Source organism: Klebsiella sp. JB_Kp004, assembly GCF_040065795.1.
GTDB classification, from domain to species: Bacteria; Pseudomonadota; Gammaproteobacteria; order Enterobacterales; family Enterobacteriaceae; genus Klebsiella; species Klebsiella quasipneumoniae.
Genome location: NZ_JBEAKW010000037.1, coordinates 1 through 14,134, shown reverse-complemented (window position 1 = coordinate 14,134; position 14,134 = coordinate 1). Strand labels below are relative to the sequence as shown.

The 14,134-nt window shown below is 60.8% G+C and carries 13 protein-coding genes; 8 read left to right on the top strand and 5 right to left on the bottom strand.

All coding sequences use genetic code 11. From position 1 onward, the window contains the following. The first annotated feature begins 95 nt into the window (after positions 1–95). The 4 genes from yvcK (at position 96) to pmrB (ending at position 4,517) form a co-directional block, all read left to right on the top strand. A complete protein-coding gene (gene yvcK, locus ABLX76_RS16205; RefSeq protein ID WP_023288920.1) occupies positions 96–1,001 on the top strand; it encodes a uridine diphosphate-N-acetylglucosamine-binding protein YvcK in 906 nt (301 codons plus the stop codon). A 103-nt stretch (positions 1,002–1,104) separates the two neighbouring features. Further along, positions 1,105–2,745 carry a phosphoethanolamine transferase EptA gene (gene eptA, locus ABLX76_RS16200; protein ID WP_348874873.1) on the top strand — a complete coding sequence of 547 codons (1,641 nt, stop codon included), beginning with the start codon at positions 1,105–1,107 and terminating at the stop codon, positions 2,743–2,745. Beyond that, positions 2,745–3,416 (top strand): two-component system response regulator PmrA, encoded by a 672-nt coding sequence (pmrA, locus tag ABLX76_RS16195; protein WP_023288918.1) that lies wholly within the window; start codon positions 2,745–2,747, stop codon positions 3,414–3,416. Before eptA ends, pmrA begins: the two co-directional genes overlap by 1 nt. 3 nt (positions 3,417–3,419) lie before the next feature. Beyond that, complete coding sequence (gene pmrB / locus ABLX76_RS16190) at positions 3,420–4,517, top strand: two-component system sensor histidine kinase PmrB (protein WP_023288917.1); 1,098 nt, start codon at positions 3,420–3,422, stop codon at positions 4,515–4,517. A gap of 252 nt (positions 4,518–4,769) precedes the next feature. Here the strand turns inward: pmrB and uvrB are convergent, their stop codons facing one another. Beyond that, positions 4,770–6,791, bottom strand: coding sequence for an excinuclease ABC subunit UvrB (gene uvrB, locus ABLX76_RS16185; RefSeq protein WP_004886127.1), 2,022 nt, complete (start codon positions 6,789–6,791; stop codon positions 4,770–4,772). Positions 6,792–7,201: 410 nt separating this feature from the next. Here uvrB and ABLX76_RS16180 point away from each other — a divergent pair, with 410 nt between their 5' ends. Together ABLX76_RS16180 and ABLX76_RS16175 are read left to right on the top strand one after the other, a co-directional pair. Further along, the gene (locus ABLX76_RS16180; protein WP_032428688.1) at positions 7,202–7,414 is read left to right on the top strand and encodes a hypothetical protein; all 213 of its coding nucleotides are present in this window, start codon (positions 7,202–7,204) and stop codon (positions 7,412–7,414) included. An 86-nt stretch (positions 7,415–7,500) separates the two neighbouring features. Continuing rightward, on the top strand, positions 7,501–8,223 hold the full coding sequence (locus tag ABLX76_RS16175; protein WP_017900923.1) for an ATP-binding cassette domain-containing protein: 723 nt from the start codon (positions 7,501–7,503) through the stop codon (positions 8,221–8,223). Here ABLX76_RS16175 and bioD read toward each other — a convergent pair. Genes bioD through bioB form a run of 4 tightly spaced genes read right to left on the bottom strand, consistent with a single transcriptional unit; the run spans position 8,165 to position 11,813 of the window. Beyond that, positions 8,165–8,887: a dethiobiotin synthase gene (bioD, locus tag ABLX76_RS16170; protein WP_348874871.1), complete on the bottom strand. Its 723-nt coding sequence runs from the start codon at positions 8,885–8,887 to the stop codon at positions 8,165–8,167. The two genes, ABLX76_RS16175 and bioD, sit on opposite strands and share 59 nt — an antisense overlap. Further along, complete coding sequence (gene bioC, locus ABLX76_RS16165; RefSeq protein WP_048297102.1) at positions 8,880–9,635, bottom strand: malonyl-ACP O-methyltransferase BioC; 756 nt, start codon at positions 9,633–9,635, stop codon at positions 8,880–8,882. The genes bioD and bioC overlap by 8 nt, the downstream gene beginning before the upstream one ends. Then, a complete protein-coding gene (gene bioF / locus ABLX76_RS16160) occupies positions 9,619–10,776 on the bottom strand; it encodes an 8-amino-7-oxononanoate synthase (RefSeq protein WP_348874869.1) in 1,158 nt (385 codons plus the stop codon). The genes bioC and bioF overlap by 17 nt, the downstream gene beginning before the upstream one ends. Next, positions 10,773–11,813 (bottom strand): biotin synthase BioB, encoded by a 1,041-nt coding sequence (bioB, locus tag ABLX76_RS16155; RefSeq protein ID WP_065881927.1) that lies wholly within the window; start codon positions 11,811–11,813, stop codon positions 10,773–10,775. The genes bioF and bioB overlap by 4 nt, the downstream gene beginning before the upstream one ends. A gap of 212 nt (positions 11,814–12,025) precedes the next feature. Between bioB and bioA the strand changes: the two genes are divergently transcribed. Next, complete coding sequence (gene bioA / locus ABLX76_RS16150) at positions 12,026–13,315, top strand: adenosylmethionine--8-amino-7-oxononanoate transaminase (RefSeq protein ID WP_348874901.1); 1,290 nt, start codon at positions 12,026–12,028, stop codon at positions 13,313–13,315. Positions 13,316–13,385: 70 nt separating this feature from the next. Next, positions 13,386–13,862, top strand: a complete 477-nt coding sequence (locus tag ABLX76_RS16145) for a kinase inhibitor (RefSeq protein ID WP_002895575.1) — start codon at positions 13,386–13,388, stop codon at positions 13,860–13,862. Positions 13,863–14,134: the final 272 nt, after the last annotated feature.

Here is a 14,134-nt window from a genome sequence, read left to right as displayed (position 1 = left end):
TGCCTTGATATCGGTCAGTTTGTCGGGCTCCTCCCATCGTCTTTTAGGGGTAGATCGGGTAGTGTGTGGCCGTTTATGTGAAATAAGGAATTTCTATGCGCAATCGTACATTCGCTGACCTGGATCGGGTGGTGGCGCTCGGCGGCGGGCATGGTCTGGGTCGGGTGATGTCCTCCCTCTCCTCGCTGGGCTCACGGCTGACCGGCATTGTGACCACCACCGACAACGGGGGATCCACCGGGCGGATCCGCCGCTCGGAAGGCGGCATTGCCTGGGGCGATATGCGCAACTGCATCAATCAGTTAATCGCCGAGCCGAGCGTGGCGTCGGCGATGTTTGAGTACCGTTTTAGCGGCAATGGCGAGCTTTCCGGCCATAACCTGGGAAATCTGATGTTAAAGGCGCTGGATCACCTCAGCGTGCGGCCGTTAGAAGCGATCAATTTGATCAGAAACCTGCTCAAAGTGGACGCTTTTCTTATTCCGATGTCGGAACAACCGGTGGATTTGATGGCGCTCGATCATGAAGGCCATGAAGTATACGGTGAAGTGAATATCGATCAGCTGGATAGCGTGCCGCAGGAGCTGATGCTCACCCCGCCGGTACCGGCCACCCGCGAGGCGGTAGAGGCCATCGCCGAAGCCGATCTGATCCTCATCGGCCCGGGCAGTTTCTATACCAGCCTGCTGCCGATCCTGCTGCTTGACGAGATGGCCCAGGCGCTGCGCCGCACTCCGGCGCCGATGGTGTTTATTGATAACCTCGGCAAAGAGCACAGCCCGGCCGCGAGGCTGTCGCTGGCGGAGCGCATCGCGATTATGGAGCGCTACGTGGGCAAGCGGGTGGTGGATGCAGTCATCGCCGGCCCAAAAGCCGATATCAGCGGCATCGACGACCGGCTGGTGATCCAGACGCCGCTGGAAGCCAGCGACGTGCCCTATCGCCATGACCGGGCGCTGCTTCGCGGGGCGCTGGAGAAAGCGCTCCAGCTGCCGGGCTGATCCTGCGCGCCGAAGGCTCGGCTTTCGGCGCACCTTAAAATCTTAAGGTTGTCTTAAAACAGAGCTGGCACTATACCCTTATCTCTTCCTGTGGGTATGTACTATGTCGTTATTGCCTCTGCGTCGGCCGATCGTCAGCCGCACGACTTATCTGATTATTTTCGCGGTCTATATCGGGCTTTTTCTTAACCTCGCCTTCTACCGCCAGGCGTATACGCTGCTGCCGGTGAACAACCTGCACACCGCGCTGGTGTTTCTGAGTATGCCGCTGGTGGCATTCAGCGTGATGAATATCCTCACCACCCTCGCCTCGTTCCTCAAGCTTGACCGGCTGGTGATTAGCCTTTTTATTCTGCTCAGCGCATCGGCGCAGTACTTCATCTGGAGCTTCGGCGTGGTGATCGACCGCAGCATGATCACCAACATCCTCGACACCACCCCAGCGGAGAGCTTTGCCCTGCTCTCCGGCGAAATGATCGTTGTCCTTGGACTCTCCGGGGTGCTGGCGGTGCTGGTCGCCTGGTGGGTTAAAATTCGTAAACCGGCCACGCTATGGCGCGGCGTGGCCTGGCGCCTGGTGAATATGGTGGCCTCCGCGCTGCTGATCGTCCTGATTGCCGTCCTCTTTTATAAAGACTATGCCTCGCTGTTTCGCAACAACAAGGAGCTGGTGAAATCCCTGAGCCCCTCCAACAGCATTGTGGCGGTGAACTCCTGGTATGCGCACCATCGCATGGACAACCTGCCGCTGGTGAAGATTGGCGAAGATGCCAAACAGAAACCGGTGATGCATAACGGTCCCCGTAAGAACCTGACGATTGTGGTGCTGGGCGAAACTTCCCGGGCGGACAACTTCTCGCTGAGCGGATATCCGCGCGACACCAACCCGCTGATGCAACAGGACGGGGTGATCTACTTCCCGCACACCACCTCCTGCGGAACCGCCACGGCGGTCTCGGTGCCGTGCATGTTCTCCAATATGCCGCGCGCGCACTATGACGAAGAGCTGGCCCACCATCAGGAAGGGGTGCTGGATATTCTGCAGCGCGCCGGCATTCAGGTGCTGTGGAACGACAACGATGGCGGCTGCAAGGGGGCCTGCGATCGGGTACCGCACCAGAACGTGACCGATCTGAAGCTAACCGGGCAGTGCATCGACGGCGAGTGCTACGATGACGTGCTGTTCCATCATCTCGACAGCTATATCGATAACCTGCAACAGGATGGCATTATTGTGCTGCATACCATCGGCAGCCATGGGCCGACGTACTACAATCGCTATCCGGCTGAATTCAAAAAATTCACCCCAACCTGCGACACCAATGAGATCCAGGGCTGTACCCGGGAGCAGTTGACCAACACGTATGACAACACCATCCTGTACGTCGACCACGTGGTGGATAAAGCGATAAAACTCCTGCAGGCGAAACAGGACAAATTCACTACCAGCCTGGTGTATCTTTCCGACCACGGCGAGTCGTTAGGGGAAGATGGGGTCTATTTGCATGGTCTGCCGTACTCTATCGCGCCGGATACGCAGAAACACGTGCCGATGGTGATGTGGCTCTCTGCCGACTACCAGCAACGCTACGGCATTTCCGCGCAGTGTCTGCAGCAGCGAGCGAAAAAAGAGAATTACTCGCAGGATAATCTGTTCTCCACCCTGCTCGGCCTGCTCGGCGTCAGCACCCACGAGTACCAGGCGGCAGATGATATTTTAACGCCATGTAGAGAGGCTGGTTGATGAAAATCTTAGTCATTGAAGACGATGCGCTGCTGTTGCAGGGGTTAATCCTGGCGATGCAAAGTGAAGGATACGTGTGCGACGGCGTCTCCACAGCGCACGAAGCGGCGCTGTCGCTGGCCAGCAATCACTATAGCCTGATCGTGCTCGATCTTGGCCTGCCGGACGAAGACGGCCTGCATTTTCTCGCCCGCATGCGACGGGAGAAAATGACCCAGCCGGTGCTGATCCTCACCGCCCGCGATACCCTTGAGGATCGCATTAGCGGTCTCGACACCGGCGCGGATGACTATCTGGTGAAACCCTTTGCCCTGGAAGAGCTGAACGCGCGCATTCGCGCCCTGCTCCGTCGGCATAATAATCAGGGCGATAACGAAATCAGCGTCGGCGACCTGCGCCTCAACGTCACCCGTCGCCAGGTGTGGCTCGGTGAGACGGCGCTGGATCTGACGCCGAAGGAGTATGCCCTGCTATCGCGACTAATGATGAAAGCCGGCAGCCCGGTACATCGCGAGATCCTCTACAACGATATCTACAGCTGGGACAATGAGCCAGCGACCAATACCCTGGAAGTGCATATCCACAACCTGCGCGATAAGATTGGCAAATCGCGGATCCGCACCGTCAGGGGCTTCGGCTATATGCTGGCTAACCACAACGAGACGGAATAGACCATGGCTCTGTTTGCAACCGAAAACTGGACCATGCGCCACCGGCTGCTGTTGACCATCGGCGCCATTCTGGTGGTCTGTCAGCTGATCAGCGTCTTCTGGCTATGGCATGAGAGCAAAGAGCAGATCCAGTTGCTGGTGGCCAGCGCCATCGAAGGGCACAACAATCAGAAGCATGTGGAGCATGAGGTAAGGGAAGCGGTCGCCAGCCTGCTGGTGCCGAGCCTGTTGATCGTGGGTCTGGCGCTGTACATCAGCATGCTGGCGGTACGCAAAATCACCCGCCCGCTTTCACGTCTGCAAAGCGAGCTGGAGAGTCGCACGCCGGACAACCTCACCCCCATCGTGCTCAGCGAATCGGTACCCGAAGTGACGGCGGTGACCACCGCCCTGAATCAGCTGGTTTCCCGCCTCAATCTGACCCTTGACCGCGAACGGCTGTTTACCGCCGACGTGGCGCACGAGTTGCGCACCCCGCTGGCCGGGCTGCGGCTGCACCTTGAGCTGCTGGCGAAAGTGCATGGCATGGGCGTCGACCCGCTGATCCAGCGCCTCGACCAGATGACCACCAGCATTTCGCAGCTGCTGCAGCTGGCGCGCGTCGGTCAGTCCTTTTCCGCCGGCAGCTATCAGCAGGTGCTGCTGCTGGATGACGTGGTCAAACCGCTGCAGGATGAGCTGGAGACCATGCTGGCCGAGCGCCAGCAACGGCTGCTGCTGACGGATGTCGAAAGCGAGGCCGTCGTCTCTGGCGACGCGACGCTCATCCGCGTCATTCTGCGCAATCTGGTGGAGAATGCCCATCGCTACAGCCCGCAAGGGTCGACGATCCGCGTGTCGGTGAAAGCGGGTCTGATGCCGGTGATGGCAGTGGAAGATGAAGGACCGGGAATTGATGAGGCGAAAAGCGGCGAACTCAGTAAGGCCTTTGTACGCATGGACAGTCGCTACGGCGGCATAGGGCTCGGACTGAGCATCGTCACGCGCATCGCTCAGCTGCATGACGCCCAGTTCTTTTTGCATAACCGCCAGCCGGGGCCAGGGGTCCGCGCGTGGGTGTTATTCCCGCGGCGCGCGGGTCAGAACGTCAGCACCCACTGATGGAAGAAGGCAACAATAATGACCAGGGCGGTGGCGACCGCCAGATATTCACGGAAGTTGATTTTTTGCATGGGCACTATCCTCATCAGGTTGAGGATAGTGTCGCCTGGCGAGATTAAGCAAACATTAAGAAGGCCGCTTTGCGGCCTTTTTTCTTCTCCGCCGTGGGTTATCTGGCTGCGGAACGGTCAGCGCAGCGCCGTACCTTCACTGCCCCCTCGCCTATCCCCGTTCGGCGGTATGCGCCAACACTCAGGAGGCGGCGATAAACAGTTCGCGCAGCTGATGCAGCTGGTCGCGAATTTGCGCCGCCTCTTCGAACTCGAGGTTCTGCGCGTGCTGCATCATCTGCCCTTCCAGCTCGTGGATTTTCTGCTGCAGCGCTTTTGGCGTCATATCCACGCCGCTGAGCCCGGCAGGCTCGACGGCCTTCGCTTTACCGCGCCCTTTGGCTTTGGTTTTCGCCAGGCTCTGGCCCAGCTGCAGGATATCCACCACTTTCTTGTTCAGCCCCTGCGGCACGATGCCATGCTCTTCGTTGTAGCGCTGCTGTTTCTCCCGTCGCCGCTCCGTCTCGCCGATGGCTTTCGCCATCGAGGGAGTGATCTTATCGCCGTACAGAATAGCCTTGCCGTTGACGTTGCGCGCCGCGCGGCCGATGGTCTGGATCAGCGAGCGTTCGGAGCGCAGGAAGCCCTCTTTGTCCGCATCGAGGATCGCCACCAGCGACACCTCCGGCATATCCAGCCCCTCACGCAGCAGGTTGATCCCCACCAGCACGTCAAACTCGCCAAGACGCAGGTCGCGAATAATCTCCATACGTTCGACGGTGTCGATATCCGAGTGCAGATAGCGCACCCGCTCGCCGTGCTCCTCAAGGTACTCGGTTAAGTCTTCCGCCATCCGCTTGGTGAGGGTGGTGACCAGCACGCGCTCGTTGATGGCCGTGCGCAGGCGGATCTCCGACAGCAGGTCGTCGACCTGGGTGGCCACCGGCCGCACTTCGATGATCGGGTCCAGCAGACCGGTCGGACGCACCACCTGATCCACCACCTCGCCGCCGGATTTATCCAGCTCGTAGGCGCCGGGGGTCGCCGACACGTAGATGGTTTGCGGCGCCAGCGCTTCGAATTCTTCAAACTTCATCGGCCGGTTATCCAGCGCCGACGGCAGGCGGAAGCCGTACTCCACCAGCGTCTCTTTGCGCGCCCGGTCGCCGCGGTACATGCCGCCGATCTGCGGCACCGTGACGTGGGATTCGTCGATCACCAGCAGGCCGTCTGCCGGCAGGTAGTCGAACAGGGTGGGCGGCGGCTCGCCTGGCCCGCGCCCGGAGAGGAAGCGCGAGTAGTTTTCAATGCCCGAGCAGTAGCCCAGCTCGTTCATCATTTCGAGGTCGAACTGGGTGCGCTGGGTTAAGCGCTGCTCTTCCAGCAGCTTGTTGTTGGCCAGCAGCACCTTGCGCCGCTCCGCCAGCTCCAGCTTAATCTCTTCCATCGCCTGGACGATGCGTTCCCGCGGCGTCACGTAGTGCGTCTTGGGATAAATGGTGTAGCGCGGCACCGTCGATTCCACATGGCCGGTAAGCGGGTCGAACAGCGACAGGCGCTCAACTTCTTCGTCAAACAGCTCAATGCGCAGGGCGATATCGTCGGATTCCGCCGGGAAGACGTCGATCACCTCGCCGCGCACGCGGAAGGTGCCGCGCTGGAAGGCCTGATCGTTGCGGGTATACTGCAGCTCGGCCAGGCGGCGCAGGATCGCCCGCTGGTCAATCAGCATCCCCACCGTCAGATGCAACATCATTTTCAGATACAGGTCCGGGTCGCCGAGGCCGTAGATAGCCGAGACCGAGGCCACCACCACCACATCGCGCCGCTCAAGCAGCGCTTTAGTGGCCGACAGGCGCATCTGCTCGATATGTTCGTTTACCGAGGCGTCCTTCTCAATGAAGGTATCTGAGCTGGGGACGTAAGCTTCCGGCTGGTAGTAATCGTAGTAGGAGACGAAATACTCGACGGCATTCTCGGGGAAAAATTCTTTCATCTCGCCGTAGAGCTGGGCCGCCAGGGTTTTGTTTGGCGCCAGCACCATCGTCGGCCGCTGCAGATCGGCAATCACGTTGGCGATGGTAAAGGTTTTACCGGAGCCGGTGACCCCCAGCAGCGTTTGATGCGCGAGCCCATCCTCCAGCCCCTCTTCCAGGCGGCGGATGGCTTCCGGTTGGTCTCCGGAGGGGCGAAACGCGGAATGCAGAACAAACGATTTACTCATCAATCAGAACCTGAAAAAGATTTAGCGGCCGGTGTTTAATTCTACCCCTCGGGCCGTTTTTTGCCAACAAAATATACTGGATATTTAAACAGTACGTGATTATGATAGCGCCACGATTTGGCCTTTTTTGCCGGCAACCGGGATATAAAACGCGCGCCGGGCGGAATAATCCTCCGGCCGTCAGGGTTATCCCCAGAAATTTTTACCTTTTAACATTTGTCAAGCGGACGGGTGAAAGTTTTATGGCAGAAGATGACGCTTTTCTTACACCCATTGATTTTATCTAACAAGCTGATATTTAATGCTTTTAAAGAAAAGATGCCTTTCGCGCCAATTCAGCCGCAAGCCGCGTACGCTCTAGCTTACCGCAGGTTTTCTAACTCTAATACACAAGGTTATCCACAGGAATAGTGGATAACTGTCTGCAGCCCAAGACCGCCGCCGCCCGGCGCAAATCGTCTGGCGGCCTAAATCGCGCGGCGAAAAATTTTTATCGAACTATTTTTGATAACTATCCGCTTAAAGCCGCTCGATTTTTGCTGCTTTTTGCACCACCCTTTAGCGTCGGGCACCGGAAAAGTGCAGCCCCGGCGCTGGCTGTGCCTGATGGTATCGGCGTTTAGCGTTTTTTTCCGAGCGTTCTTTTTCCTGGCAAGAGTTTTGCAGCATCTTTCTGTCGCCCTGACGCCAGGATAAGGAGAAAACGTCCATGTTGAATTTACAGGCAGTAAATCACTTTTACGGCAACCAGCATTCGCTGTGGAATGTCGATCTTGAACTACGCCCGGGGGAGTGCATTGGCGTACTGGGACGCGAGGGCATGGGAAAAACCACCCTGGTTAACTGCATTGCCGGGCATCTGCCGGTGGCCAGCGGCCGGATGACCTGGCATGACATTGGCGCCCCGCCGCAGGATCTCACCCCCCTGTCGGCCCAGTCGCGCAGTGCCATCGGTATCGGCTATGTGCCGCAGGATAAACGCATCTTCTCCCAGCTCAGCGTGGAAGAGAATCTACATATTGCCCTCGCGGCCGGGAAACCCGGGGCTAACGCCAGCGGCGGCGAAATCTATGAACATTTTCCCGAACTCTATGCCCTACGGCAGCGCAAAGGCGCCTCGCTGAGCGACGACGATCAGTACCAGCTGGCGCTGGCCAGGGCGCTGATTGTCCAGCCGCGGCTGCTGATCCTTGATGAACCCTCGCGCGGCAGAGGGCCGCGCTGTCTGCAAAAGCTGGCGGATCTGCTGCTGCGGTTGAATCGCGATATCGGCCTGACGGTGCTGCTCGCCGAGCAGCACCTGCCCTTTATCCGCCGGGTGGCGGATCGTTTCTGTGTTTTGCACCGGGGCCGTAACGTCGCCGAAGGCGATATTATGGCGCTGGATGAACCGCTGCTGGCGCAGTGGATGACGCCGGATCCAGCGCCCTGAGGTCCAGATACTGGCCGAGATCGTCGCGCTGCGCGATATCGGCAAGCCACGGTATTTCACCGAGGAACGGCGCGGCCAGCCGGTTTTTCAGGGTCGCCAGATACTCGGCGTGGCGCTTGCCCGGCGGCAGCACGTCATTGGCGATCCACCCCGCGAGCGGCAGCCCCGCCTGGCGTACCGCCTGGGCGGTAAGCATCGCGTGGTTGATGCAGCCGAGCTTGACGCCCACCACCAGAATCACCGGCAGCTGCTCCACCTGCGCCCAGTCGGCGAAGGTCAGGGTTTCCGAAAGCGGCGTAAACCAGCCGCCGGCCCCTTCCACCAGCACCCAGTCGGCGAGGCGTTCTAACTCGCGCAGCCCGCTGGAGAGCCTCGCCGCGGCGATCGGCCGTCCTTCGTCGGCGCTGATGATATGCGGTGAGGTCGGCTCGGCGAAGGTATACGGGTTAACCTGCTCATAGCGCAGCGCGACCCGACTATGACGCTGCAGCGCCAGCGCGTCTTCATTACGCAGCCCGGCGGCGGTAAGCTCGCTGCCGGAAGCCACCGGCTTGTAGCCGGCGGTGTGAAAACCCAGCTGATTCGCCGCCTGCAGCAGGGCGCTGCTGGCGATGGTTTTCCCGACTTCAGTATCGGTCCCGGTGACAAAAAAACGTTTAGTCACGCTCAATGACTCCTGTAAAAAGAGAATACGTCAGCGGGCAGACGCCCTGCCGCTGCGGCCAGGCCAGCTGTAGCTCGCGCAGTTTGCCGCGGCTAAGCGGGGCCGATGCCCGCCCCTGGTGCAAATGGGTGGCGCCGATGCCCTTCAGCGATCGCATGGCGCTCAGCGCATCGACGAACGGCAGGCTAATCTGATGCACCTCGCCGGACGCCCGCAGGCCGCTCAGCGCCTCGCGCACCGCCGCTTCGCTGAGAAAACGGTTGGCATGCGGCCGGTCGTCGATGGCCTGCCACGCCTGATTGAGCTCCGGCAGCGAGTCGGCCAGCAGCGTGCTAAACGCCACGCTGCCGCCGGGACGTACCACCCGGTACAGCTCGCCAAGGGCTGCGCGCAGATCGTCGCACCACTGCACCGCCAGATTGCTCCACGCCAGATCGACGCAGGCGTCGGGCAGCGGCAGCGCCTCAATGTCGCCCAGCAGGTAATGCTGGGCGGCGTCGTTACGCTGCGCCTGGGCCAGCATCCCGGGGGAGAGATCCAGCGCGGTCACCACGCTGCCCGCCTCACGCCAGCGGCGGCTCATGCTGCCTGGGCCGCAGCCGGCATCCAGCACCCGGGGAAAATCGCGACGCGCCAGCTGGCGCAGCAGCAGTTCCGCGCTGCGCCGCTGCAGTTCATCATGTTGCGAATAGCCGCTGGCCGCCCGGCCAAACGCCGCGGCGACCGCCTGCTTATTCACCGTGGCCATGCAGCACCTCCAGTAAACGGTTAATGTCCTCAGCCTGATGGGCGGCGGTCAGGGTCAGGCGCAGACGAGCGCTGCCGACCGGCACCGTCGGTGGACGGATCGCCGTTGCCCAGCAGCCCGCGTCGCGCAGACGGCTGGCCAGGCTCAGCGCCCGCCCGTTATCGCCGACGATCAGCGGCTGGATCGCGCTGACGGAGTCGGTCAAACCCAGCGACGTCTCGCCCATCCCCGCGCGGAACTGACGGATACGGGCGGCCAGGGTGTCGCGACGGCGCTGGCCTTCATCGCTGCGTATCACCTGCAGCGCGGCGCTCAGCGCCACCGCCTGGGCGGGCGGCATCGCGGTGCTGTAGATCAGATGGCGGGCAAACTGCAGCAGATAATCGGCCAGCGCGTCATCGCACAGCACCGCCGCGCCGCTGACGCCGAACGCCTTGCCGAAGGTAACCACCAGCAGCTCAGGGCGCACCGCCTGCGCGGCGCAGCTCCCGCGTCCTTCGTCGCCGACCACGCCGACGCCGTGGGCATCATCCACCAGCAATAGCGCCCCGGCGGCCTGCGCCGCGGCGTAAATGGCCGCCAGCGGCGCGCTGTCGCCGTCCATGCTGAAAATGCCTTCGGTGACCGCCAACTGTTCGCCCGCCAGCGGCTTAGCCAGCAGTTGAGCGAGCTGTTGCGGATCGTTGTGGCCGAAACGGCGTAGCTGCGCCGGGCTCAGACTGGCCGCCTCCAGCAGGGAGGCGTGGCTCAGGCGGTCGGCCACAATCCGATCCTCTTTATCCGCCAGGGCGGCGATCAGCGCCTGATTGGCGGCAAAGCCGGAGATAAACAGCAATGCGCGCGGGTAGCCCAGCCAGTCGGCAAGTTCCTCTTCCAGCGCGCGGTGGGCCTCGCTATAGCCGCTTACGTGTCCCGAGCCCCCGGAACCGACGCCATAACGTTCCGCCCCCTGCTGCCAGGCGGCGATAATCGCCGGATGCTGGCTCAGGCCGAGATAGTCATTACTGGAGAAGTTAAGCCAGCGCTCCCCTTCCCGCTCCAGCCAGCGCCCGGCGCCGTGCGTCACCGGCAGGCGGCGGCGAAGGGCATCCGCCGCCCGTCGCTCGTCCAGCGCCCGATCGATTCGCTGCTGCCAGGTCATAGCGCCGCCGCGTTGTAATATTCCTCAGTGTCCGGGGTGAGTAAGGCCTGCTCCAGACGCTGCTGCTGCTCATTGTCGCCTTCCAGCACCGCCGTCTGTTGCGGGTTGATCCCCAGCTTGCGGAACAGCTGCAGATCGTTGTCCTCTTCCGGGTTCGGCGTGGTCAACAGCTTGCAGCCGTAGAAAATGGAGTTCGCCCCGGCCATAAAGCACATCGCCTGGGTCTGCTCGTTCATCTGCTCGCGGCCGGCGGAGAGACGCACGTAAGAGGTGGGCATCATGATGCGCGCGATGGCGATAGTGCGAATAAAATCGAAAGCGTCGACGTCGTCGTTATCCGCCAGCGGCGTACCTTTGACTTTTACCAGCATGTTGATGGGCACGCTTTCCGGCGGCGTGGGCAGGTTGGCCAACTGCAGCAGCAGGCCGGCGCGGTCTTTCACGGTCTCCCCCAGCCCGACGATACCGCCGGAGCAGACTTTGATCCCGGCGTCACGCACTTTGTCCAGGGTATCCAGGCGCTCCTGGTAGGTGCGGGTGGTGATGATGTTGCCGTAAAATTCCGGCGAGGTATCAAGGTTGTGGTTGTAGTAATCGAGGCCCGCCTCGGCCAGGCGCTGCGCCTGGCTGTCGGTCAGAGTGCCGAGCGTCATGCACGACTCCAGCCCCAGAGCCTTCACCCCTTTCACCATCTGCTCCAGATAGGGCATATCGCGATCGTGGGGGTTTTTCCACGCCGCTCCCATGCAAAAACGCGTGGAGCCGGCGTTTTTTGCCTGACGGGCGGACTCCAGAACCTGCTCGACCTCCATCAGGCGCTCGGTTTCGAGACCCGTTTTATAGCGCGCGCTCTGCGGACAATATTTACAATCTTCCGGGCAGGCGCCGGTCTTGATCGACAGCAGGGTGCTGACCTGCACCTGGCGCGGATCAAAGTGTTGACGATGGATTTGCTGCGCTTCGAATAGCAGGTCGATCAGCGGTTTATTAAATAATTCCGTAACTTGCGACATTGTCCAGCGGGGGTGGTGAGCCATTTTCCTCTCCAAAGGTCGTACACTACCTGTTTCACACAGCCTCTTTGTTGGCTGCACTCGCACACCCCTGTCAGATAGTGAACTATGCTGCTGGGGATGTTCTCGCTTGCCGCCTCGATGCTGCGCGAAATATTTTGTGTACGTTTCATTGTAAGTCAGTTCAGTGTAGACTTGTAAACCTAAATGTTTTCAAAATGGTTTACAAGTCGCTTATGACCCTGGACGATCTCGCCTTCGATCGGCGCCATATCTGGCACCCCTACACCTCTATGACTTCCCCCCTGCCGGTCTACCCGGTGGTTTCCGCCCACGGTTGCGAGCTGTCCCTCGCCGGCGGCGAACAGCTGATTGACGGTATGTCCTCCTGGTGGGCGGCGATCCACGGCTACAATCACCCGCGTCTTAATGCGGCGATGAAAGCGCAAATCGACCAGATGTCGCACGTGATGTTCGGCGGGATCACTCACCCCTCGGCGGTGGCGCTGTGTCGTCAGCTGGTGGCAATGACCCCGCAATCGCTGGAGTGCGTTTTCCTCGCCGACTCCGGTTCGGTAGCGGTTGAGGTGGCGATGAAAATGGCCCTGCAGTACTGGCAGGCGAAAGGCCAACCGCGTCGTCGTTTCATGACCTTCCGCAACGGCTATCACGGCGATACCTTCGGCGCGATGTCAGTCTGCGATCCGCAGAACTCGATGCACAGCCTGTGGCAGGGCTATCTGCCGGATAACCTGTTCGCCCCCGCGCCGCAGAGCCGCTTTGACGGCGAGTGGGATGAAATGGATATGGTGCCCTTTGCCCGCCTGATGGCCGCGCACCGTCACGACATCGCCGCGGTGATCCTCGAACCGATCGTCCAGGGCGCGGGCGGGATGCGGATGTACCATCCGGAGTGGCTGAAGCGGGTGCGTAAAATGTGCGACCGGGAAGGAATACTGCTGATCGCCGATGAGATTGCCACCGGCTTTGGCCGCACCGGCAAGCTGTTCGCCTGCGAGCACGCCGGTATCGCCGCCGATATTCTGTGTCTGGGCAAGGCGCTGACCGGCGGCACCATGACCCTCTCCGCCGCGCTGACCACCCGCGAGGTGGCGGAAACCATCAGCAACGGTGAAGCCGGCTGCTTTATGCACGGCCCAACCTTTATGGGCAACCCGCTGGCCTGCGCGGTGGCCAGCGAAAGCCTGCGCCTGCTGGAGAGCGGCGAATGGCAGCGGCAGGTGGCGGCGATTGAAGCCCAGCTGCAGACCGAGCTGGCTCCGGCGCGGGGATCCGCCCTGGTCGCCGACGTCCGCGTGCTGGGCGCTATTGGCGTGGTTGAAACCTGTCGCCCGGTCAATATGGCTGCCCTGCAGCGCTTTTTCGTCGAGCAGGGGGTGTGGATCCGACCGTTTGGCCACCTGATCTACCTGATGCCGCCGTATATCATCACGCCTGAACAGCTGTCCCGCCTGACCCGCGCCGTTAACCTGGCGGTGCAGGACGAAACATTTTTTAGCGAATAAATAGCGGAATTGCGTCGTGGTGCAGGCTACACTTCCTGGTTAATCAGCGCATTATCAATGAGGATGAAGCATGAAACTGATCAGTCACGATCTCCAGGACGGCGGTAAGCTGCCTAATCGTCACGTCTTCAACGGCATGGGCTACGATGGCGACAATATTTCGCCGCATCTGATGTGGGATGATGTGCCCGCAGGAACCAAAAGCTTTGTGGTGACCTGCTACGATCCGGATGCACCGACCGGCTCCGGCTGGTGGCACTGGGTGGTGGCTAACCTGCCTGCGGATACGCGTGTCCTGCCGCAGGGGGCCGGTTCCGGTCAGGCGGAGCTGCCGGAAGAGGCCGTTCAGACCCGTACCGATTTTGGCAAGGCGGGATACGGCGGCGCGGCGCCGCCGAAGGGCGAGACCCACCGCTATATCTTTACCGTCCACGCCCTGGACGTTGAGAAAATTGAGGTGGATGCCGAGGCCAGCGGCGCAATGGTCGGCTTTAACGTCCATTTCCATTCCCTCGCCAGCGCCTCCATCACCGCCCTGTTCAGTTAATCTTCCCCCGGATAGCGGCTTGCGCCTTATCCGGGCTACCTGCTGCGCCACGTGTTTTTCAGGTGGCGCTACACTCACCTTTACCAGATAACACTTATATATCAAATAAATACACGTAGCTGTAGGTCTGGAAAGCGCCGCGCCTCCGGGCAAGCACTGCGGGCACGGAGCCGATTTTGTGCCGGGTGGCGGCTACGCCTTACCCGGCCTACAGTTCCCTCTCACAGGCTCATACCTCGTAGGCCCGGTAAGCGCAGCGCCACCGGGCGATG